The organism is Stenotrophomonas sp. P2112 (assembly GCF_041897515.1).
GTDB classification, from domain to species: domain Bacteria; phylum Pseudomonadota; class Gammaproteobacteria; order Xanthomonadales; family Xanthomonadaceae; genus Stenotrophomonas; species Stenotrophomonas sepilia.
In genome coordinates this window covers 381,064-402,899 of record NZ_CP169216.1, presented here as the reverse complement: position 1 = coordinate 402,899, position 21,836 = coordinate 381,064, and the positions used below count along the sequence as shown (strand labels likewise).

Genomic DNA, 21,836 nt, shown 5'->3' with positions numbered 1-21,836 from the left:
GGTTGCCGGCCAGCGGCCGGCACTACCCTGCCAAACGGCCCCGCGTGCGGGGCCGTCTGCGTTCACTGGATGGTGATGACCTTCACCTCGGTCTGCGTGCAGGCCTTGTCCAGGCACGTTCCGTTCAACCACACCTGTCCATCGCCAATCATCACGCCCTGCTGGTTGACGAAGACCTTGCCGAAGTCCTGCTCGGACACTGCCTTGACCACCGCCGGGGTAATGATCTTCTCGTAGTTCCGCTGGAACTCACCGGGGCCAGTGATCTTCTTTCCGTCGCTGATGTTCAACGGGAAGCGCACTTGCTCGACCACCGCAGCACGATCACCGCCGACCACGGCGGTCTTGAACGCGTTGAAGACCTTCTCGAACTGCGCCGCATCGCCGAGCAGCGATTCGATGCGCGCACGCGCGTCCTCGGCGGGCGCCTCCGCGGCCGGTGCGGCCGGTGCGGCGGCGGCAGGTTCGGCAGCCGACGCCGCCGGTTCAGCGGCAGGCGTCGCTGCCGCGTTCGCTTCCATCGGCGGCGGCGCATCCGCCGCAGGCTGCGCCGGCGGCTCAGGCTGCGAACAGGCCGCCAGCAGCAGAGCGGGAATCAGGTAGGCCATCCGGCGCATACGCGCACTCCATCGAAACAGGAAGCCCGATGGTAGCGCCGCTACAGTGACGGCAACAAAAAGGGGACGGAGGGGATTAAGTCGTTAGTGGCACAAACGACTTAATCCCCTCCGTCCCCTTTTTCTGATCAGGCCTTCAGCAGTTCGAACTGCACGGCTTCGCCGGCGGCCGACGAGGCGCAGACCCACAGGTCGAACTGGCCCGGCTCGGCACGCAGCACGCCATCGCGGCCGGTGAACGCCAACTGCTCGCGGGTCAGGGTGAACACCACGTCGGCGGACTCCCCCGGCTGCAGCGCCACCTTGCGGAAGTCCTTCAGCTCACGCACCGGACGTACGCGGCTGGCCACGCGGTCGTGGATGTACAACTGCACCACTTCCTCCCCGGCCACATCACCGCTGTTGGTCAGCGTGGTGGTGATGGTCAGGGTGTCGTCCCAGCCAAGCTGCACAGCACTCAGCTGCGGCACGCCGTAGGCGAAGGTGGTGTAGCCGATGCCGTGGCCGAACGGGTACAGCGGCTCGTTCGGAATCTCGCGCCAGCGGGCCTTGAACTCCGACATGGTCGGCAGCTCCGGACGGCCGGTGCGCGGGTGGTTGTAGAAGTACGGCTGCTGGCCGGACACCTGCGGGAAGCTGACCGGCAGGCGGCCGGACGGGCTGTAGTCACCGAACAGCACATCAGCCACGGCATGGCCGGTCTGCGTACCCAGGTACCAGGTCACCGCCACGGCCTGCGCATTGCGCACCGCGCCCTGCAGCGCCAGCGCGCGGCCATTGCGCAGCAGCACCACCAGCGGCTTGCCGGTCATCGCCACGGCCTCGGCCAGTGCCTGCTGTGCCGGCGGCAGGGTGATCTCCACGCGCGACTGCGCTTCACCGCTGTAACGCTGCGGTTCGCCCAGCGCCAGCACCACCACATCGGCGCGCAGCGCGGCAGCCACCGCCGCTTCGGTACCGCCCGGAATGGCCGCTTCCAGTTCGCAGCCCGGCACGATTTCCAGCAGCGCTTCGTCGCCGATGGCGGCACGCACGCCGGTTTCCAGGTCGACGTAACGCTGCTTGTCGCCGAACAGCGTCCAGCAGCCTTCGATGTTCTCGCGGTCCTGCACGAACGGGCCGATCAGCGCGATCTTCTGCCCGGTCTTCTGCAGCGGCAGCACGTTGTCGCGGTTGTTCAGCAGCACGATCGAACGGCGCGCGGCATCGCGCGACAGTTCATCATGCGCAGCGATATGCGAGGTATCCGCTTCGCGCGCCGGGTCCAGCGAACGGTACGGGTCGTCGAACAGGCCGATGGTTTCCTTCAGCCACAGGATGCGGCGCACGCCTTCATCCAGCACCGCCATCGGCACTTCGCCGCTCTCGACCAGGCCCGGCAGGTGCTCGGCGTAGAAGCCGCTCTGCATGCTCAGGTCCAGGCCGGCGGTGAACGCCTTGGCGGTGGCATCGCGGTCGTCGGCGGCATAGCCGTGGGCGACCAGCTCCATGTCGGCGGTGTAGTCGGAGATCACCACGCCCGGGAACTTCCATTCGCCGCGCAGGATGTCGGTCAGCAGTTCAGCGTTGGCACTGGCCGGCACGCCGTTGATGTCATTGAACGAGGACATCACGGTGATCGCGCCGGCCTCGAAGGCGGCCTTGAACGGCGGCAGATGCACATCGCGCAGGGTCTGCGGCGAGATGTCCACCATGTTGTATTCCATGCCGGCCATCACCGCGCCGTAGGCGGCGAAGTGCTTCGGCGTGGCCAGCAGCGAATCGGCGGCGCGCAGGTCGCTGCCCTGGAAGCCACGCACGCGGGCGGCGGCGAACGCACAACCCAGCACCACGTCCTCACCGGCACCTTCGGCACCCCGGCCCCAGCGCTGGTCGCGGGCGATGTCCACGGCCGGGGCATAGGTCCAGTGCAGGCCGGCAGCGGTGGCTTCGATGGCGGTGGCGCGCGCGGTGCGCTCGGCCAGGTCCGGCTCGAAGCTGGCGGCCTCGCCCAACGGAATCGGGAACACGGTGCGCATGCCGTGGATGACGTCGGCGGCCAGGATCACCGGGATGCCCAGGCGGCTCTCCTCGGTGGCGACCTGCTGGATGCGGCGGCCCAGCTCGGCGCCCACGCCATTGAACAGCGAGCCGACCTTGCCCTCGCGCACCTGCTGCAGCACCTGGTCGGCATTGCGCACGTTGGCTTCCGGGTTCACGTCCGGGGCGAACGGGCGGACCATGTCCGCGAAGACACCCAGCTGGCCGACCTTTTCCTCGACGGTCATCTGGGCAATGAGGGATTCGATGCGATCGGAGGCCACCGGCAGTCCTTGATGAAAACGTTTACAAGCCCGGCATTCTAGCGATCCCGAGCCATTTGGCGAGAGGTTTCTTCGTTCAGTTTCAGCCAACAGCGGGGCCCGTATGGTCCCACCGGGAGCACCGCAGCTTACTCCGAGCCGGCCATCTGGCGCTGCCCGGCCATCAACATGGCATCGCTGGAGGCCTGGAACACCCGCAAGCCGAACGCCGGCAGAATCGCCAGCAGGTGGTCGAAGATGTCCGACTGCACGGCCTCGTACTCGCTCCAGGCGGTGCTGCGGGTGAAGCAGTACAGCTCCAGCGGCAGGCCTTCGGTGGTGGGCTGCAGCTGCCGCACCAGCAGGGTCATGTCGGTATGGATGCCCGGGTGGCTGCGCAGGTAGCGCTCCACGTAGGCGCGGAAGGTGCCCAGGTTGGTCACGCGGCGGCTGTTGACCTCAGCCACGCCCTGATCGCGCAGGCGCCCGTTCCACTGCCCCAGCTCCTGTTCCTTCTCACGCAGGTAGTCGCGCAGCAGCGCGAATTCGCCGAGGAAGGCCAGGTCGCCCTCGTCGAGGAAGCCGACGCTGTGCTGGTCCAGGTACAGCGCGCGCTTGATCCGGCGGCCACCGGCCTCCTGCATGCCGCGCCAGTTCTTGAACGACTCGGTCACCAGCTTCTTGGTCGGGATGGTGGTGATGGTCTTGTCGAAGTTCTGCACGGTGATGGTGTGCAGGGCGATGTCGATGACGTCACCGTCGGCGTTCTGGCTGGGCATCTCGATCCAGTCGCCGATGCGCACGCGGCCATCGCCACTGATCTGCACGCTGGCCACCAGCGACAGGATGGTGTCCTGGAAGATCAGCATCAGCACCGCGGTGGCGGCGCCAAGGCCGGTCACCAGCGGGCCCAGCTTCACCCCAAGCAGGGTGGCGACGATGGACAGGCCGGCGGCCACGAACACCACGATCTTGACCACCTGCAGGTAGCCCTTGATCGGCTTGTTGCGCGCATCGGGCTTGCGCTCGTACAGGCTGTTGGCCGCGTCCAGCGCATGCGAGAACGCCATCGACACCGTCAGTACGGCCCACACGATGCACAGCTTGATGATGACGTTGACCAGGCTGGGTGGCAGGTCGGGGATGAGGGTGATGCCCGAGGCGATCACCTGGCTGGGCACCACGTTGGACAGGCGCGAAATCACCCGCATCAAGTGGCTGCCGCGCCCGGACTCGGCACCTGGCAGGCGCTGCAACAGGCGCCGCAGGCCACGAAGCAGGATGCGCTTGGTCACCCAATTGGCCAGGCCGGCGGCGATCAGCAGCGCCGAGATCATCAACGCCAGGTAGGCGCCGGGATAGGGTTCCAGTGTGTTCTGCAGCCGTTCCAGCCACTGTACCGCCACCACCGCATCCACCATCCGTTGTCTCCTTGCTTTGTCGTTGTTGTTGGGGTTGCCGGCCGGCGGCCGGATTTACCGGATCAGTCCCGCGAGCGTTCGATGATCACGCCCACCGCGCGCGCGCCGCGCACCGCGCCCGGCTTGCTCAGCTTCAGGCGCAGCCACTTCACGTCGAATTCGTCCAGCACGATCTGCGCGCAGCGCTCGGCCAGCGTCTCGACCAGGCCGAACTCCGACTCGCGCACGAACTGCTCCAGGCGCTTGCTCACCGCCTTGTAGTTCAGGGTGTGGGCGATGTCGTCGGTGGCCGCAGGGCGACGGTTGTCGAAGCCCATTTCCAGGTCGAACACCAGGTCCTGGCGGATCCGTCGCTCCCAATCGTAGATACCGATCAGGGCGTCGATCGTCAGCCCCTCGATGAAAACCTTGTCCATTGCGGTTACCAGCGCCAATACAGGCGGCCATGGTAACGGCACGGCGGTGACCCTGCCCGGAACGGGCGGTGAGCGGCCGACAGGGAGACGGCGCCGGAAAAAACAAAGGGCCCCACTAGCAGGACCCTTTGGTACTACCGTTTGTCCCCGGGGGGAGCTGGAATCCAGCCGCGAGTCCCGGTGGCGCAGGCACGCAGATTAGGCAAGGACCAGATCGCCGGTCAAGGCCAATTCCGACAGGGCAGGTCAGGTATTCGTCCGAGGCAAAACGCAGAAAATCAGCCGCGCGGACAACGACGTTCCCTGATGGTCGCCGCCGCCCACTCTCGCGAACATCGATCCCTCCTTCACCACCGCACATGACGATGGCTCCATACGATGTACTGCGGCGCGCGTTGTCAGCGGAGCGTCTGTCTACTTACGAGAGAATCGCATCGACCTGCAGCCCCGACGTCACAGCCGAATCCCTGTACCTGTGGAACATGCGGATGTGCAGTGCACTGATGATGCCGGTCCATCTGTGCGAAGTGGTCACCCGTAACGCCGCTGCAGCTGTGCTCGCCAGGCAGCATGGCCCGCGTTGGCCCTGGAATGGTGCCTTCCGACGGAGGCTGCCAACCTCATCCAGTACTTCTCCGCGCACGGTACTGGAACAACTTGCCAGCCGCGTAACCGATACACCTGGGATCGTCGCCAACCTGCCGATGGTGTTCTGGCAGCAGCTCTTCACCTGTCGCTTCGACTCCACGCTTTGGATACCCGCACTCAGCAGGGTTCTGCAGCATGCTCCCTCTGCTCATCCCAGTGCCGTCAGGAAAGCCATCCATGCGGATATCGGACGCATCCGCCACCTGCGCAACCGCATCGCCCATCACGAGCCCATCCTCGAGCGCGACATCGGCGCCGATCTGGCCGCGATCGGGCGGCTGATCCATGCGCGCTGCCCGCACACCCTGGGGTGGCTGCAGCGCCATGAGCGGGCGACGACGGTATGGGCGGCGTCGCCGTTGGTAGTGCATCGGTAATGCGTCCGCCGGCCGTGGCCCGACGCTACCGGTTCACACCGCCGGCAGGGTCGCCATGTCCCAGCGCGGGGTCACATCCACCTTCGGCGGGCTGTGCTGGCCAGCCTGCAGCCGCAGCGCGCCAGCGAAGGCGATCATCGCGCCGTTGTCGGTGCACAGTGCAGGCCGCGGGAAGCAGGCGCGGCCGCCGAGGCGCTCGGCCATCTGCTGCAGGCGGGCGCGCAGGCGCTTGTTGGCACCTACACCGCCGGCCACCACGATCACATTGGTCCCGGCCGCTTCCAGCGCGCGCTCGCACTTGATCGACAGGGTCTCGACCACCGCGTCCTCAAAGCCCCGGGCAATGTCGGCGCGGGTCTGCTCGCTCTGGTCGCTGTCGCGCCAGGCCATCAGGACCTGGGTCTTCAGGCCGGAGAAGCTGAAATCCAGCCCCGGGCGGTCGGTCATCGGCCGCGCGAAGCGGTACGCGCCCGGCGTGCCCTGCTCGGCCAGCCTGGCCAGCTGCGGGCCGCCCGGATACGGCAGGCCCATCAGCTTGGCGGTCTTGTCGAAGGCCTCGCCAGCCGCATCGTCCAGGGTTTCGCCCAGCAGGCGGTACTGGCCGATCGCGTCCACCACCACCAGCTGGGTATGGCCACCGGACACCAGCAGCGCCACGAACGGCGCTTCCGGCGGGTCGTCTTCCATCAGCGGAGCCAGCAGGTGGCCTTCCATATGGTGTACGCCGACGGCCGGAACCTCCAGCGCCCAGGCCAGCGATCGGGCCACGCCGGCGCCGACCAGCAGCGCGCCGACCAGGCCGGGACCGGCCGTATAGGCGACGCCATCGATATCGCCCACGCCCAGGCCGGCGTCGGCCAGGGTCTGGCGTACCAGTGGCAGCAGCTTGCGGACGTGGTCGCGGCTGGCCAGCTCGGGCACCACGCCACCGTATTCGGCGTGCAGGGCGATCTGGCTGTAGACCGCATGGGCGCGCAGGGCCGCGCTGCCGGCCAGGTCGGTGTCATACACCGCCACGCCGGTCTCATCACAGGAAGATTCGATGCCAAGGACTCGCATGCCTGCTATTATGACGCCCCTGCCGCCCCCTCGGGGGACGTGCAGATCTCACTGCTTTCGAACCGCCGGCCCGTATTCAGGGTTGGCCGCTTGCAGTTTGTCGATTCGCCGCTATAATGTGCGGCTCGCCGGGCGTGACCCGGTTCTACTGTGTCCCGGAGATTCCATGCCCAGCGTCAAAGTCCGCGAGAACGAGCCCTTCGAGTTTGCTCTTCGCCGCTTCAAGCGCACTTGCGAAAAGGCCGGTGTGCTGGCCGAAACCCGCAAGCGCGAGTTCTACGAAAAGCCGACCCAGGAGCGCAAGCGCAAGGCCGCCGCTGCTGTGAAGCGTCAGCTGCGCCGCTCGTCGCGCGACGTCACCAAGCGTCAGCGCCTGTACTGATCGGACGCATCTTCATTGCGGCGGGCCTGCCCGTCGCGATGGAGCCGAAGCCGGCACGCGCGAGCGTCGCCGGCTTTTTGCGTTTCCGGGTTCGGGCATCCGCCCCGCCCCACCTACCACCACGAGGTTCCTCATGAGCATGAAGCAGCAGCTCACCGAAGACATGAAGGCCGCCATGAAGGCGGGCGAGAAGCACAAGCTGGGCGTGATCCGCCTGATCAATGCCGCCATCAAGCAGCGCGAAGTGGACGAGCGCATCGAACTGGACGACACCGCCGTGATCGCCGTGCTCGACAAGATGGTCAAGCAGCGCAAGGACTCGGTCAGCCAGTACGAAGCGGCCAACCGCGAAGACCTGGCCGAGATCGAGCGCGCCGAGATCGTGGTCATCGAAGCCTACCTGCCGGCCAAGATGGGCGAAGACGAGATCGTGGCCGCCATCCAGGCCGCCATCGCCGAGACCGGCGCCTCCGGCCCGGCCGACATGGGCAAGCTGATGGGCGCACTGAAGCCCAAGCTCGCTGGCCAGGCCGACATGGGCCTGGTGTCCAAGCTGGTCAAGCAGCAGCTGGCGTAATCCGGTACACGGAGTCGGATCCCTTTCGCAACGCGAAAGGGCTCTGACCCCATTGATGCACCCGCTTCACCGCACCTTCGTCGGTCGCCTGCTACAACCACACCCATGGTTGAACCCGAGCCCAACGTTCCCGTGTCCCTGCACAAGTACCTCAAGCGCCTGCAGGACAGCTTTCCGATGGCGGTGGCCAAGCGCTTCATCGACGTCGACGTGCTGACCCAGGCCGCCTCCGTTTCCTTCTACGCCCTGCTGTCGATGGCCCCGCTGCTGGTGCTGCTGCTGTGGTTGACCGCTTCGCTGTACCCGCCGGCACAGCAGGCGCTGATCGACCAGATCAGCTCGGTGGCTGGCAGCAGCGCGGCTACGGTGGCCGAAACCGTCCTGAAGAACGCCGACAACCAGCCCGACGTCGGCTCGTTGGCGGGGCTGTGGAGCACGCTGCTGCTGTTCGTCGGCGCCACCGCCGTGTTCGCGCAGCTGCAGAACGCGCTCAACCTGATCTTCCGCACCAGTGGCGAGCGCCTGGAGGGCATCAAGGCCTGGCTGCGCAAGCGTGTGTTCTCGTTCGGCGTGGTGCTGGCCCTGGGCTTCCTGCTGATCCTGTCGATGACTGCCACCACGGTACTGCAGGTGGCCTTCGCGCAACTGCCCTCGATCCTCCCCGCGCTGGGGTACGTCACCAGCCTGCTGCTGTACGCGGTGGGGTTCGCCTTCATGTACCACTACCTGCCCGACCGCCGCGTGGCATGGCGCCAGGCCTTCATCGGCGGTGCCATCACCTCGGCACTGTTCGCACTGGGCCGCTACGGCATCGGCGTCTACATCGCCACCGTGGCCCCCGGCAGTGCCTACGGCTCGATGGGCGCGCTGGTGATCTCACTGGTCTGGATCTATTACGCGACCGTGGTCTTCTTCGTTGGCGCGCTGATGACCGCGGTGATCGATGAGCGCCTGCGCGCGCGCCATCACCTGGCCGCCGCCGGCATCGATCCGGCCACCGCCAGCCAGGTGCCCGACAGGGGGTAAACTAGGGCAACCGCCCCCGGTTCCGTCGCGTGGTCCTGTACCGCGCCCTGCCCTGTTGCCCATGGCCCGTATTCCCGACGCTTTCATCGACGACCTGCTGGCCCGCACCGACATCGTCGAGGTGGTGGGCAGCCGCGTGCCGTTGAAGCGCCAGGGCAAGGAATACGCCGCACGCTGCCCGTTCCATGACGAGCGCTCGGCCTCGTTCACGGTCTCGCCGACCAAGCAGTTCTATCACTGCTTCGGCTGCGGCGCGCACGGCACCGCGATCAGCTTCCTGATGAACTACGACCGCCTCGAGTTCCTCGACGCGGTGGATGAACTGGCCAAGCGCGCCGGCATGGAAGTGCCGCGCAACGAGAATCCGCGCAGCCCGCAGCAGCAGGACGACAGCCGCGAGCTGTATTCGGCGCTGGACGCCGCCACCAGGTTCTTCCAGAAGAACCTCGAAGGCAGCGAGAAGGCACGCGCGTATCTGGAAAGCCGTGGCGTGGACGAAGCGAACCGCGCGCGCTTCCAGATCGGCTACGCACCGGATGGCTACAGCGGCCTGCGCGATGCGCTGGGCAAGGACGAGCGCCGCATGAAGCTGCTCGACCGCGCCGGCCTGTTTTCCAAGAACGATCGCGGCCACGTCTACGACAAGTTCCGTGACCGGGTCATGTTCCCGATCTTCGACCGCCGTGGCCGGGTGATCGCCTTCGGCGGGCGCGTGTTCGAGAAGGACGACGGCCCCAAGTACCTCAACTCGCCCGAAACCGCGCTGTTCCACAAGGGCCGCGAACTGTACGGCCTGTGGCAGGTGCGCCAGGCCAACCAGAAGATCGAGCGGTTGATCGTGGTCGAGGGCTACATGGACGTGGTTTCGCTGTTCCAGTTCGGCGTCACCCAGGCGGTGGCCACGCTGGGTACGGCGACCACGCCGGACCACGCCGAGCTGTTGTTCCGCAACGCACCGGACGTGTTCTTCTGCTTCGACGGCGACGCCGCAGGCCGCCGCGCCGGCTGGAAGGCGCTGGAGTCGGTGCTGCCGCGCATGAAGGATGGCCGCCAGGCCTTCTTCCTGTTCCTGCCCGATGGCGAGGACCCGGACAGCATCGTGCGCAAGGAAGGCGCCGAGGCCTTCAACGAGCGCCTGAAGCAGGCCACGCCGCTGTCGCAGTTTTTCTTCGATGAACTGACCCGCGAGATCAACCTGGGCACGCTGGACGGCAAGGCGCGCCTGGCAGAACGGGCAAAGCCGATGCTGGCGCAGATTCCCGACGGTGCCTTCGGCGACCTGATGAAGCAGCAGCTGGCGCAGCTGACCGGCCTGGGCGGTACTGCCCAGGCCACGCGCGCGCCGATGCCGCAACGCCAGCCGCAGCGGACGATCCAGCCCGTGGCCAAGCGCAGCCTGGTGCGCGGCGCGATCGCCGTGCTGCTGCAGCAGCCGTCGCTGGCGCTGACCCTGGGCGGAAAGCATCACTTCCAGGGCCTGCGACTGCCGGGCGTGGAGCTGCTGCTGGAGCTGCTGGGGCTGGTCGAACAGCGCCCGGACATCAGCACCGGCGCCCTGCTGGAACACTTCGACGGCCGCGAGGAACAGGCGTCGCTGCACACCCTGGCGGCACAGACCCTGCCTGGCACCGAGGCCAGCTGGACCCAGGAACTGCACGACGCGGTGGCGCAGCTGGAGAAACAGCTGCTGGTGCAACGTCTGGAGGAGTTGTTGGCAAAGCAGCGCCAGCAGGGCCTGGATGATACTGACAAATACGAACTGCGCGAGCTGCTGAAGGCCCGCGCCGGACTGCGCCTGTAGCGGCAGACCGTTCTCACGGAGAAGACCATGCTGCTGCGCCTGCCCTGCCTGCTGTTATTGTCGCTCTGCCTGCCACTGGCGGCCCTGGCCGCAGATGGCCCGCTCAATGAAGTCCGCCCGGGCCTGTATGCCGGCGGCCAGCCCTCCGCCGCACAACTGGGCGAACTTGCCGCGCAGGGCGTGCGCACCGTGATCGACCTGCGCCAGCCCGGCGAGGACCGGGGTTTCGACGAAACCCGCGTTGCCGAATCATTGGGCCTGCGCTACGTGCGCATTCCGGTGGCCGGTGCCGAGGGGCTCGATGCCGCCAACGTGCGCGCCGTGCACCAGGCCCTGCGGCAGAGCCAAGGGCCGGTGCTGCTGCACTGTGCGTCCGGCAACCGCGCCGGCGCCGTGCTCGGCCTGGTCAACGCACGCTACGAACATGCCAGCCCCGAACAGGCCCTTCAGCTGGGCCAGCGTGCTGGCCTGACCTCGCTGGAAGCCGCCACCCGCCAACGCCTGGCCACGCCGGTCACCTCACCCTGAACCCTCCGCACCAAGGACTCTGCCCACCATGACCCGCTGGTGGTCGCGCCTGCGACCGGACAACTTCACTCTCGCCCTGCTGTGCACCGTCGGCCTGGCCTCGCTGCTGCCGATGAAGGGCGCCGCCGCCATCGTCCTGGACGATGTCACCACCGTCGCCATCGCTGCACTGTTCTTCCTGCATGGCGCGCGCCTGCCACGTGAGTCGATCATTGGCGGCATGCTGCACTGGCGGCTGCACCTGACCATCCTCGCCTGCACCTTCCTCCTGTTCCCGCTGCTCGGGCTGATGTTCAAGCCGCTATCGGGCTGGCTGCTGACCCCGGAGCTGTACCTGGGCGTGCTGTTCCTGTGCACCCTGCCCTCCACCGTGCAGTCGTCCATCGCGTTCACCTCAATGGCGCATGGCAACGTGCCCGCAGCGGTGTGCAGTGCCTCGTTGTCGAGCATTCTCGGCGTATTCCTGACCCCGCTGCTGCTGACCGCGCTGGCGGGCACCTCCGGCGGCGTGCACGACCCGCTGCATGCGATCGGCGGCATCATGCTGCAGCTGCTGGTGCCGTTCGTGGCCGGCCACCTGCTGCGGCCGTGGATTGCCGGCTGGGTGGAAAAGCAGCGCGCGCTGCTGCGTTACACCGACCAGGGCACGATCCTGCTGGTGGTGTACTCGGCGTTCGGCGAGGCGGTGACCGAAGGACTGTGGAGCAAGACGCCGCTGCTCTCGTTGCTGGCCGTGGCGGTCGTGGCCGCCGTGCTGCTCGGCATCGCCATGCCGCTGATCACCTTCATCGCCCGCCGCCTGCGTTTCAACCGCGAGGACGAGATCGCCATCGTGTTCTGCGGCTCGAAGAAGAGCCTGGCCACCGGCGTGCCGATTGCCAAGGTGCTGTTCGCCGGCGGCAGCCTCGGCGCCATCGTGCTGCCGGTGATGATCTACCACCAGATCCAGCTCATCGTCTGCGGCGTGATCGCGCAGCGGTACGCGAAGCGCGCGCCCTGACCCGACGGGAGGACATCCACGCATGGCGTGGATCTGTTGTAGAGCCGAGCCCGCGCTCGGCTGACACCTGTGATCCGGAGTAGATCCACGCCATGCGTGGATGGTTTGCCTGACGCTACGGATCCACCAGCGTCCCGACGCTCAGTTCCGGCATCCATACCCATAGGTCGTACGGCCGTTCCGCACCGGCAGCGACCCGCGGCCCCGTGGCAACCTGCTCTCGAAGTGGCCGCGCCATGCAACCGCCCGCGCATCCCCACGTCTGACCACGTTGCGCGCCCAACCGTACGCTGTAGATATCCAGGTCCCGCAGCTGCGACGCCATCGGATGCATCTGCATTTCTGGCGGCATACCTTGCGGCCTTTGCAGCATCGCGTGCACGTTACCAGTCAGCACCAGCATGCGCGCATTGGCCGGTAGGCCTCGATAGAGCCGCCGCAACTCGGCTGCCATGAGGTCATCGCGTACCTGGTTGCCGCCTTTGCTGGCGTTGACGTCATAGCCAACGACGTCGATCACACGTCCCTGCGACTTCAGCACGCGTAGGCTTTCGATCATTGCCAGCATGTCGCGGCTGCGACGGCCATCATGCTGGTCATCGCGCACGGTCCAGAACGCACGCCCGCGCAGATGCTGGCGTGCCTTCTCCCCGCCATCGGAAGTCAGGTAATCGCGCAGCGTGGAGGTTTCCCCGCGTGGCAGTTCCAGCGCCAGCAGGACCGGCCCGGTGCGGCTGTAGTCATCCACCAGCTGCCGCACCAGCAGCGGCGTCTCGCGGGTTCCATGGAATTCGCCCAGCACCAGCAGGCGGTGATCACCGGCGTGCTGGCGGATCTGCGCGGCGGTGTCGTCGGCATGCGCGGTCACGGCCATGCCCAGCGCCAGAATCAGCGCGGTGGTCCAACGGAAGATCGTATGCATCCCTGCTCGCTCCTTTCCTTGGGGTCAGGAACAGCAATGGCGACGCCGCTGGAAGAGATCAAGTGCAGAGCCCACGCTCGGCTGCTCTTCCAATCCCCCCTCAGCCGAGCATGGGCTCGGCTCTACAGGTGGTGCTTCACAACCAGGGCAGGATCCAGTGGTCGACCAGCAGGAAGGCGAACAGCGCCATCAGGTACACGATGGAGTAATAGAACATCTTCATCGAGAACAGCTCATCCGGTGGGTCGAGCATGCGCCAGGCGTACCAGAGGAACACGGCATTGAGCACGATCGCGCCGCCCAGGTAGAACGCACCGCTCATGCCCACCAGGTAGGGCAACAGGCAGACCAGCGCCAGCACCACCGAATACATCATGATCTGCTTGCGGGTGTGCGCCACGCCGTGGGTCACCGGCAGCATCGGGATCTCCGCCTTGGCATAGTCCTCGCGGCGGAAGATCGCCAGCGCCCAGAAATGCGGTGGCGTCCAGATGAAGATGATCAGCACCAGCAGCGACGAGTATGCCCAGTCCGACGAGCCCTGCATGCCGGTCACCGCAGCCCAGCCCAGCATCGGCGGCATCGCGCCGGCCAGGCCACCGATGACGATGTTCTGCGAGGTCGCACGCTTCAGGTACACGGTGTAGATCACCGCGTAGCCGATCAGCGAGGCGAAGGTCAGCACCGCAGTGATCAGGTTCACCCACAGCACCAGGATGGTCATCGACAGCACGATCAGCACGCCGGCGAACACCAGCACCTGCCATGGCTTGACCTTGCCGACCACCAGCGGGCGCCACGACGTGCGTGCCATCTGCGCATCGATGTGCGCATCCAGCAACTGGTTGATCGCGGCGGCCGCCGAAGCGGCCAGCCAGATGCCGAGGAAGCCGAGCAGGCCGGCGCGCACCTGCTCCCAGCTGGGCACGCCCGGAATAGCCAGGACCATGCCGACCAGGGCAGTGAAGACAATGAGGGCGACGACCTTGGGCTTGGTCAGGTCCCAGTACTGGCGGTAGTTGGAAAACATGGAATCAGTCCGGGGCGCGCAGGCGGGCCAGCAGGCTGACCAGCACGAACAACAGGGCAACGGCCACGCCGTTGTGGGCCACGGCCACTTCCAGTGGCAGCGCCAGCTTCACATTGAGGATGCCGAGGGTGACCTGCAGCACCAGCAGCGCGATCAGCGCGCTGGCCCAGCCGCGCATGCTCGGCAACCGGAACAGGCGCACGCCCAGCCACAGCAGGTAGATGGCCACCACCACCGCGAACAGGCGGTGCGCCATCTGGATGGCGATACGCGAGGCGCCATCCAGCACGCCGCCTTCGTAGTCCACGCCGATGCCACGCCACAGGGTGAAGCCTTCAACGAAGTTGTGCTGCGGCCACCACTGGTTGGCACAGCGCGGGAAGTTGTCCAGCGATGCACTGCCGCCGCCGCAGGCCAGCGCCGCGTAGTTGGCACTGACCCAGCCGCCCAGTGCGATCTGGGTGACCAGCACCGCCAGGCCGATGCGCAGCAGCCACTTCAGCTTCGGTGCCTCGGCCAGGGTGATCGGCATGTGCGTCGCACGCCAAGCCATCCAGGCCAGCAGCGCGAACATCAGCATGCCGCCCAGCAGATGGCCCATCACCACGATGGGTTTGAGCAGCAGGGTCACCGTCCACATGCCCAGCAGGGCCTGGAAGATCACCACCGCCAGGGTCAGCAGTGCAGCGCGTGCCAGGTCGATGTTGCTCCAGCGCAGCGCGGCGATCAGCAGGATCGCCTCGCCGACCAGAGCCAATGCGCTGGCGGTGCCATGCCAGCCCATCATGTACAGCGGTATGCCAGCGGCCACCAGTACGCAGGCGGTCACCACTGCCGTGGTCCCAAAGCGGCGCTTGCGCGTGGCCAGCAGGGCCAGGGTCAGGATCTCGATGCCCAGCGCGCCGGCCAGGAAGCGGTGCACCTGCTCACGCCAGGCCTTGTGGGTCTCCAGCGGGCGGATCTCCGCCGCCGGGTGGCCGATGGTCTCTTCCACGTGCTGCGGCCAGGTGGCCTGGCCATAGCAGGTCGGCCAGTCCGGGCAGCTCAGGCCGGCATCGGACAGGCGTACGAACGCGCCGAACATGATCGTGCTCGCGGTCATGATCATGGCGAACCACGCCAGGCGGTGGAAATTGCGGTGCAGCGCCGGACGCGCGGAAAGGCTCATCAAACGGGACTCACTTCAGTTTCAGCAACGTGGCCATGTCCTTGCGCAGGCCACCCAGGTCACTGCCGGGGGCATGGCGCATGATCACGAAGCCGTTCGGATCGATCACGTAGACCGGCAGTCCCGCCGGATCATCGACGCCCGGCAACGCCGCGCGCAGGACTGGCGACGGAGCCAGCGGCCGCAGCGCGGGCAGCGAGGCGATCGACGCCGGTGGCGTACCCAGCCACAGGATCTCGACATTATCGGCGTTATGGCCGAACAGCTGCCACACCTTGCCCAGCCCCTGCGACAAAGTGACGCACTGCGCGTCGCAGGCACCGGCCGGCGCCACCAGCAGGCGCCAGGTGCGGGCCTCGGGGTTCCAAGGATAGGGCTGGCCACTGGCCAGGGTCGGCGCCTGCTGGCGCAGATCGACCGGCGGCTTCAGCAGCTGTCCCGCATTGCGGTGGCCGGTGGGCTGCCAGCCGGAGAAGCGCAATACCGCGGCCAGCGCCATCGCCCCGAAGAACACGGCAAACAGCAGCACCAGGGTCCGGCGGCCGGAGCCGCGCGCCTGCGGGGACGTAGCAGTGTTCATGCGGGGCATTTTCTCATGGTTGGGTAAACGATGCCGGTAGTGCCGGCCGCTGCCCGGCATCCAGGAATCCGGGAATCCGGGAATCCGGGGATTGCTGGCCAGCGGCCGGCACTACCCGGCGATGGGCCGTCTCCTGCGCCGCTCCAGCACCAGCGCCACCACCAGCACGGTCAGGGCCAGGCCGAACCACTGCACGGCGTAGCCCAGGTGTCGCTGCGGTGGCAGCGTATTTGGCAGCAGGTCCATGTCACGCTCGTCGCCGAAGGGCAGCGCCGGGTCCAGTCGCAGGACCCGCTCGGGCAGTGTTGGCAGGCCCAGCGCTGCGGCGAGGCCCTCGGCCGGCAAGCGGCTGGCCAGCCAGCGCCCCGCCTCACCGGTGGCGGAGAACGGCGGACCCAGTACCAGCCCCGCCGAAGGCGGTGGCGCCAGCAACCCGCGCACCACCACCGGCGAAGGCGGCGCCGGTATGTCCGGCAGCGTGCGATCCGGCGGCAGCGCGCGCCAGCCAAGATCGACCAGCAGCACGCTGCCTTCGTCACTGCGGAACGGGCGATAGATCTTTACGCCGGCACGGCCATGCCGGGTCTGGTTGTCCAGCAGCACCACGCCAGGCAGGAAGCGACCGTGATCGGCCACACCGTGCAACGCACCGGGGGCTGCCAGCGCCTGGGCCAGCGGCAGCGCCTGTGCCACCGCTGGCCCCTGCGCATCCAACATTGACTGTTTGGCATGCATGCGCTGCAGCTGCCACAGCCCCAATGCAGTGAAACCGGCCATCGCCAGCACGGCCAGCAACCATCCGATCACGCGTGTGTGCTGGCGCATCATGACAAGTCCGCACAAACGCGGTCAGATAGGCGCACCCACCCTTCCCTCGAGCCGCGCATGAGTGATTCGCTGAAGACCCTGCTGGTAATCGCGTTTCTGATCGTCATCGTCTGGAACCTGGGCGCCGGCCTGTATTACCTGCTGGTCGACCGCGGCCAGACCAAGCGCACGGTCAACGCACTGACACGTCGCATCGCGGTGTCGGTGGCGTTGATCGTACTGGTGATCGTGAGCATCTACATGGGCTGGATCAAGCCGCACGGCGTCGGCGGCTGAGGCCACCGATGCGTGCGTGGTCAAAGCACGTAGACGAACAGGAACAGCATCAGCCACACCACGTCGACGAAGTGCCAGTACCACGCGGCCGCTTCAAAACCGAAATGGTTGTCGCGGGTGAAGTGTCCCTTGGCCGAACGCAGCCACATCACGATCAACATGATCGTGCCCAGCAGCACGTGCGCACCGTGGAAGCCGGTCAGCATGAAGAACGTCGAACCGTAGATGCCCGAGCCCAGCGTCAGGTTCAGCTCCTTGTAGGCGTGGATGTACTCTTCCGCCTGCAGGGTCAGGAAACCGAGGCCGAGCACCACGGTCAGGCCCAGCCAGATCAGCAGCTGGGGGCGGTTGCCGGCCTTCAACGCGTGATGGGCGATGGTCAGGGTCACGCCTGAGGTGAGCAGGATCAGCGTATTGATCAGCGGCAGGCCCCACGCCGGGATGGTCTGGAAGGCACCACCGATCGCCGCCGGGCCATTGGTCGGCCATCCGGCGGAGTAGCCCTGCCAGAGCAGCTCGTTGGTCATCACCCCGCGGCCTTCGCCACTGAGCCACGACAGGCCCAGGTTGCGGGTGTAGAACAGCGCGCCGAAGAAGGCGCCGAAGAACATCACCTCGGAGAAGATGAACCAGATCATCCCCATCCGGAACGAGCCATCGACCTGGTGGTTGTAGTTGCCGGCCTGCGATTCGCGCACCACGTCGCTGAACCACCAGAACAGGGTCAACACCAGCATCGCGATGCCGATGTAGAACGTCCAGCGCCCCCAGCTGGCATCGTTGAGCCAGCTGGCCACGCCCACCATGGTCACCATCATCGCGATGGACCCCACGAAGGGCCATTTGCTCTGGGCCGGGACGAAGTACACGTTGGCGTCGGTTGGTGTCTGGGCCATGTCGGTATCCGGGTCAGGGTGCGGCGTGCGCGCCGTCCGAGGTGGCGGCCGGGGCCAGCCGATCGGACAACGCGTCGTTGCGGTAGAAGGTGTAGGACAAGGTGATCGTCTTGATTTCCGGCGGCAGGTCCGGATCGACGATGAAGCGCACCGGCATGTCGCGCTTCTCGCCGGCCTGCAGCGTCTGCGCGGTGAAACAGAAGCACTCGGTCTTGCTGAAGAAGCCCGACGCGCGTGCCGGTGCCACCGAAGGCACCGCGCTGCCAACGACTGCCTGCTGGCTGTCGTTGCGGGCGAAGTACAGCGCCTCGTTGAGTTCGCCGGGCACCACATCCATGGTCAGCTGCTCGGGATGGAACGACCACGGCAGGCGCGAATTGACGCCGCCATCGAACTCCACCCGCACGGTGCGCTTGCCAGCTGCGGCACCCGTACTGGCTTCACCACCCGGGCCGCGTTCCAGGCGCACGCCGAATACCTTCTCGCAGGCAATGCGGTACAGCGGCACCAGCGAGAAGGTCAGCAGGAACACCGCCACTGCCACGCCGATCAGGCGCGGCAGCCCGGCACTGGGTGACCGCGTGCTGGCCGGTGCCTCGCTCATCGGCCGATCACCCCGCTGAGGATGAAGCCGACGTAGACCAGCACCGCGATGGCGCCGACCCACATCGCCGTGCGCCGGGCACGCTGGCGTTGCTGTTCGATGCCGTGGTGTTGGGCTTCGCTCTGGCTTTGGTTCTGGTAGAGCCGACTGCTAGTCGGCTGCACTTCGCGAGTCGACTGACAGTCGACTCTACCGTTGGTCAGCACGCCGTCAGCCGAGCATGGCTCGGCTCTACAGGTCTGCAGTGGGCTCTCGTTATGCATGCCCCACCTCAATGCGTGATGTCGTCATGCGCCAGATCGCCCGGGCGGATGGTCGGCGGCGTGGTGAAGGTATGCGCCGGTGCCGGCGACGGCAGCGTCCACTCCAGCCCGCGCGCGCCTTCCCAGCTACGGGCCTCGGCCTTCTCGCCATTGCGCAGCGAGGACAGCAGGATCGCGGCCATCATGAACGGCGTGACGAACATGCCGAACGCACCGATCGAGCTGATCAGGTTCCAGTCGGCAAACGCTACGCTGTAGTCCGGAATGCGGCGCGGCATGCCGGCCAGGCCGAGGAAGTGCTGCGGGAAGAACAGCAGGTTGACGAACACGATCGACCACCAGAAGTGCACCTTGGCCCACTTCTCGCTGTACATCCGCCCCGTCCACTTCGGCCACCAGTAATACACAGCCGCGATCAGCGCGAACACCGCGCCGGTCACCAGCACGTAGTGGAAATGCGCAACCACGAAGTAGGTGTCGTGGTACTGGAAGTCGGCCGCCACGATGGCCAGCATCAGGCCGGAGAAGCCACCGATGGTGAACAGGATGACGAAGGCCACCGACCACAGCATCGGCGCCTCGAACGTCAGCGACCCCCGCCACATGGTGCTGACCCAGTTGAACACCTTCACCCCGGTCGGGATCGAGATCAGCATGGTGGCGAACATGAAGTAGATCTCGCCGCCCAGCGGCATGCCCACGGTGAACATGTGGTGGGCCCAGACGATGAACGACAGGAACGCGATCGCGGCGGTGGCGTACACCATCGCCTGGTAGCCGAACAGCGGCTTGCGGCTGAAGGTCGGGATGATCTCGCTGACCACGCCGAAGGCGGGCAGGATCATGATGTAGACCTCGGGATGGCCGAAGAACCAGAAGATGTGCTGGTACATCACCGGGTCACCGCCACCGGCGGCATTGAAGAAGCTGGTGCCGAAGAACTTGTCGGTCAGCAGCATGGTCACCGCACCGGCCAGCACCGGCATCACCGCGATCAGCAGGAAGGCGGTGATCAGCCACGCCCAGCAGAAGATCGGCATCTTCAGCAGGTCGATGCCCGGCGCGCGCATGTTGAGCACGGTGGCGATGATGTTGATCGCACCCATGATCGAACTGATGCCGGCCACGTGGATGGCGAACACGCTGAAGGCCACGTTGTAGCCGCCCTGCAGCGACAGCGGCGGATACAGCGTCCAGCCACCGGCCGGTGCACCACCGGGCAGGAACAGCGTCAGCAGCAGCAGGCTGAAGGCCACCGGCAGCAGCCAGAACGACCAGTTGTTCATGCGCGGCAGCGCCATGTCCGGCGCACCGATCTGCAGCGGGATCATCCAGTTGGCAAGGCCGACAAACGCCGGCATCACGCCGCCGAAGATCATCACCAGCGCATGCACGGTCGTCATCTGGTTGAAGAACTCGGGCTTGACGAACTGCAGGCCCGGCTGCGCCAGCTCGGCGCGGATCACCACGCTCATCGCCGCGCCGATGATGAACATGATGAAACTGAAACCCAGGTACAGCGTGCCGATGTCCTTGTGGTTGGTCGAGAAGAACCAACGCTCGAAGAAACTCTGGTGGTGATGGTGATCGTCGTGCCCAACTGCCGAGTGCGCCATTGCAAAACACCTCTCAGAATCGGTTGTCACCACGGCCGCGAGCGGCCGCGGGCTTTACATCACGCGCCGCTGGCCGCAACCGCAGGTGCATTGCCGGCTTCGGCAGCAGCAGGTGCCGCCGGTGCTTCGCCCGCAGGGGCAGCCGGTTCTGCAGGTGCCGCAGGGGGGGCGGGCTCGGCCGGCGGTGCAGGCTTGCGCTGCGCCAGCCACTGCTTGAAGTCCTCCTTGGACACCGCCTCGACCACGATCGGCATGAAGCCGTGGTCCTTGCCGCACAGCTCGGCGCACTGGCCGCGATACACCCCGGGCTGCTCGATGCTGGTCCAGGCTTCATTGATGAAACCGGGGATCGCGTCCTGCTTCCAGCCCAGCGCCGGCACCCACCAGGCGTGGATCACATCATCGGAAGTGATGACGAAGCGGACCTTGGTATCGACCGGCAACACCAGCCGGTTGTCGACGTCCAGCAGGTAGTGCGGATGACTTTCGCGGGTCGGCACGATGCCACTTTGCCGCACGCGGTCGGATTCCCGGTCCAGGCGACTGGTGAAGGTGACGTTCTCCCCGAGGTATTCGTACTTCCACATCCACTGGTAGCCGGTGACCTTGACCGTCATCTCGGCATCGCGGGTGTCGTACATCTTGATCAGGTTGGCCGTGGCCGGCCACGCCATCACGATCAGGATGATCACCGGGATCACCGTCCAGATGATCTCGGCCTTGGTGTTATGGCTGAAGGTGGCGGCGACCGCGCCCTTGGATTTGCGGAACTTGAAGATGGCGTAGGCCATCGCGCCGAACACGATGACGCCGATCACCGTGCAGATGATCAACGAAAGGTTGTTCGATTCCCAGGCCAGGCGCGAGGTCTGGGTCACCCCCTTGCCCATGTTCAGCTGCCACGGCTTGGGATCGGCCGCCTGGGCCCAAGCCAACGCCGGCATCAGTCCCCCGGTCGCCAGCACTGCGGCAACCGCGTTCACGCACTTCGTGCCCCACCTGCTGCTTTGCTTCATTGCCTAGACCCTTAGCGTCGTCGGTTGCCGCCATCGCTGGCGGCGAGCAAGCTTTCAAGTGTCTCTGCGAGCGTCTGACGTTCGGCCGGCGCGAGGAAACTCCCCACCTCCACCTGCCGGCCGCTGGATGCCAGCCGGACCCTCTCATCGTCGGTGAGCAGGCGCACCCAGTGCGGGTGGGCCCGGAACACCGGCGATCCACCGGGTACGGGAATGACCTCCACGTACGCCGGCACTACCCGGATCTCCTCCTGCCGTTCACCGCTGCGCCACAAGGCACGCAGCGCCGCCGCCAGCACCAGGCTGTACAGCAGCGCGAACAGGGGGGCGAATGCATTGCCGGCCCACCACCCGAGGGCGGACACCAGCCACATCGCACCCGACAACACGGTGAACAACAGGACGAACTGCCGGGCATCGAGCGCCCGTGGGGGACGCAGCCGCAGCTGCGTACCTGACCCATCCGGAGCTGGAAGCACCTCGATCATGTCGCAACCGCGTTC

24 protein-coding genes are annotated in these 21,836 nt (G+C 66.5%); 8 read left to right on the top strand and 16 right to left on the bottom strand.

Annotated elements, in window-relative coordinates; genetic code table 11:
* Window positions 1-62: 62 nt before the first annotated feature.
* The 4 genes from ACEPA4_RS01900 to folB all read right to left on the bottom strand — a co-directional run bounded on the left by ACEPA4_RS01900 (window position 63) and on the right by folB (window position 4,736).
* The gene (locus ACEPA4_RS01900; protein ID WP_262089754.1) at window positions 63-617 is read right to left on the bottom strand and encodes a hypothetical protein; all 555 of its coding nucleotides are present in this window, start codon (window positions 615-617) and stop codon (window positions 63-65) included.
* A gap of 128 nt (window positions 618-745) precedes the next feature.
* On the bottom strand, window positions 746-2,920 hold the full coding sequence (locus tag ACEPA4_RS01895) for a glycoside hydrolase family 3 N-terminal domain-containing protein (protein ID WP_005415018.1): 2,175 nt from the start codon (window positions 2,918-2,920) through the stop codon (window positions 746-748).
* 128 nt (window positions 2,921-3,048) lie between these two features.
* Window positions 3,049-4,320: a mechanosensitive ion channel family protein gene (locus ACEPA4_RS01890; RefSeq protein WP_262089755.1), complete on the bottom strand. Its 1,272-nt coding sequence runs from the start codon at window positions 4,318-4,320 to the stop codon at window positions 3,049-3,051.
* A 62-nt stretch (window positions 4,321-4,382) separates the two neighbouring features.
* Window positions 4,383-4,736: a dihydroneopterin aldolase gene (gene folB / locus ACEPA4_RS01885; protein ID WP_005415016.1), complete on the bottom strand. Its 354-nt coding sequence runs from the start codon at window positions 4,734-4,736 to the stop codon at window positions 4,383-4,385.
* A gap of 359 nt (window positions 4,737-5,095) precedes the next feature.
* On the opposite strand from folB, the gene ACEPA4_RS01880 reads away from it, so the two are divergent.
* Window positions 5,096-5,761: a hypothetical protein gene (locus ACEPA4_RS01880; protein WP_065186697.1), complete on the top strand. Its 666-nt coding sequence runs from the start codon at window positions 5,096-5,098 to the stop codon at window positions 5,759-5,761.
* Window positions 5,762-5,794: 33 nt separating this feature from the next.
* On the opposite strand, the gene tsaD is transcribed toward ACEPA4_RS01880, so the two are convergent.
* Window positions 5,795-6,820: a tRNA (adenosine(37)-N6)-threonylcarbamoyltransferase complex transferase subunit TsaD gene (tsaD, locus tag ACEPA4_RS01875; protein ID WP_065186698.1), complete on the bottom strand. Its 1,026-nt coding sequence runs from the start codon at window positions 6,818-6,820 to the stop codon at window positions 5,795-5,797.
* A 166-nt stretch (window positions 6,821-6,986) separates the two neighbouring features.
* Here tsaD and rpsU point away from each other — a divergent pair, with 166 nt between their 5' ends.
* From rpsU to ACEPA4_RS01845, 6 genes are all read left to right on the top strand, one after another.
* Window positions 6,987-7,202 (top strand): 30S ribosomal protein S21, encoded by a 216-nt coding sequence (rpsU, locus tag ACEPA4_RS01870; RefSeq protein ID WP_002808376.1) that lies wholly within the window; start codon window positions 6,987-6,989, stop codon window positions 7,200-7,202.
* 133 nt (window positions 7,203-7,335) lie between these two features.
* Window positions 7,336-7,779: a GatB/YqeY domain-containing protein gene (locus tag ACEPA4_RS01865; RefSeq protein ID WP_065179428.1), complete on the top strand. Its 444-nt coding sequence runs from the start codon at window positions 7,336-7,338 to the stop codon at window positions 7,777-7,779.
* Between the two features lie 105 nt (window positions 7,780-7,884).
* On the top strand, window positions 7,885-8,805 hold the full coding sequence (locus tag ACEPA4_RS01860) for a YihY/virulence factor BrkB family protein (protein WP_065186699.1): 921 nt from the start codon (window positions 7,885-7,887) through the stop codon (window positions 8,803-8,805).
* A gap of 61 nt (window positions 8,806-8,866) precedes the next feature.
* Window positions 8,867-10,606 (top strand): DNA primase, encoded by a 1,740-nt coding sequence (gene dnaG / locus ACEPA4_RS01855; protein ID WP_111177586.1) that lies wholly within the window; start codon window positions 8,867-8,869, stop codon window positions 10,604-10,606.
* Window positions 10,607-10,633: 27 nt separating this feature from the next.
* Window positions 10,634-11,134, top strand: a complete 501-nt coding sequence (locus ACEPA4_RS01850; protein WP_184014277.1) for a beta-lactamase hydrolase domain-containing protein — start codon at window positions 10,634-10,636, stop codon at window positions 11,132-11,134.
* Between the two features lie 28 nt (window positions 11,135-11,162).
* Complete coding sequence (locus ACEPA4_RS01845) at window positions 11,163-12,134, top strand: bile acid:sodium symporter family protein (protein ID WP_065179432.1); 972 nt, start codon at window positions 11,163-11,165, stop codon at window positions 12,132-12,134.
* Between the two features lie 115 nt (window positions 12,135-12,249).
* Here ACEPA4_RS01845 and ACEPA4_RS01840 read toward each other — a convergent pair whose 3' ends face one another.
* The 5 genes from ACEPA4_RS01840 to ACEPA4_RS01820 form a co-directional block, all read right to left on the bottom strand.
* Entirely contained in the window at window positions 12,250-13,056 is an 807-nt protein-coding gene (locus ACEPA4_RS01840; protein ID WP_184014279.1) for a calcium-binding protein, read from the bottom strand.
* Window positions 13,057-13,192: 136 nt separating this feature from the next.
* Entirely contained in the window at window positions 13,193-14,086 is an 894-nt protein-coding gene (gene cyoE, locus ACEPA4_RS01835; protein WP_139726641.1) for a heme o synthase, read from the bottom strand.
* 4 nt (window positions 14,087-14,090) lie between these two features.
* Window positions 14,091-15,254, bottom strand: coding sequence for a heme A synthase (locus ACEPA4_RS01830; RefSeq protein ID WP_111201297.1), 1,164 nt, complete (start codon window positions 15,252-15,254; stop codon window positions 14,091-14,093).
* A 10-nt stretch (window positions 15,255-15,264) separates the two neighbouring features.
* The gene (locus tag ACEPA4_RS01825; protein WP_262089757.1) at window positions 15,265-15,834 is read right to left on the bottom strand and encodes a hypothetical protein; all 570 of its coding nucleotides are present in this window, start codon (window positions 15,832-15,834) and stop codon (window positions 15,265-15,267) included.
* A gap of 111 nt (window positions 15,835-15,945) precedes the next feature.
* Complete coding sequence (locus tag ACEPA4_RS01820; RefSeq protein ID WP_065186704.1) at window positions 15,946-16,662, bottom strand: SURF1 family protein; 717 nt, start codon at window positions 16,660-16,662, stop codon at window positions 15,946-15,948.
* Window positions 16,663-16,719: 57 nt separating this feature from the next.
* On the opposite strand from ACEPA4_RS01820, the gene ACEPA4_RS01815 reads away from it, so the two are divergent.
* A complete protein-coding gene (locus tag ACEPA4_RS01815) occupies window positions 16,720-16,938 on the top strand; it encodes a twin transmembrane helix small protein (protein WP_049416782.1) in 219 nt (72 codons plus the stop codon).
* 20 nt (window positions 16,939-16,958) lie between these two features.
* Here the strand turns inward: ACEPA4_RS01815 and ACEPA4_RS01810 are convergent, their stop codons facing one another.
* From ACEPA4_RS01810 to ACEPA4_RS01785, 6 genes are read right to left on the bottom strand one after another with little or no spacing between them, the layout of a single operon-like run.
* On the bottom strand, window positions 16,959-17,834 hold the full coding sequence (locus tag ACEPA4_RS01810) for a cytochrome c oxidase subunit 3 (protein WP_184014281.1): 876 nt from the start codon (window positions 17,832-17,834) through the stop codon (window positions 16,959-16,961).
* A gap of 13 nt (window positions 17,835-17,847) precedes the next feature.
* Window positions 17,848-18,438 (bottom strand): cytochrome c oxidase assembly protein, encoded by a 591-nt coding sequence (locus ACEPA4_RS01805; RefSeq protein ID WP_053498717.1) that lies wholly within the window; start codon window positions 18,436-18,438, stop codon window positions 17,848-17,850.
* Window positions 18,435-18,701, bottom strand: a complete 267-nt coding sequence (locus ACEPA4_RS01800; protein WP_065179436.1) for a hypothetical protein — start codon at window positions 18,699-18,701, stop codon at window positions 18,435-18,437. Before ACEPA4_RS01800 ends, ACEPA4_RS01805 begins: the two co-directional genes overlap by 4 nt.
* 8 nt (window positions 18,702-18,709) lie before the next feature.
* On the bottom strand, window positions 18,710-20,317 hold the full coding sequence (gene ctaD / locus ACEPA4_RS01795) for a cytochrome c oxidase subunit I (RefSeq protein WP_005407790.1): 1,608 nt from the start codon (window positions 20,315-20,317) through the stop codon (window positions 18,710-18,712).
* Between the two features lie 59 nt (window positions 20,318-20,376).
* On the bottom strand, window positions 20,377-21,333 hold the full coding sequence (gene coxB, locus ACEPA4_RS01790; protein WP_053498721.1) for a cytochrome c oxidase subunit II: 957 nt from the start codon (window positions 21,331-21,333) through the stop codon (window positions 20,377-20,379).
* A gap of 11 nt (window positions 21,334-21,344) precedes the next feature.
* Complete coding sequence (locus tag ACEPA4_RS01785) at window positions 21,345-21,821, bottom strand: DUF2244 domain-containing protein (RefSeq protein ID WP_021202927.1); 477 nt, start codon at window positions 21,819-21,821, stop codon at window positions 21,345-21,347.
* Window positions 21,822-21,836 lie beyond the last annotated feature (15 nt).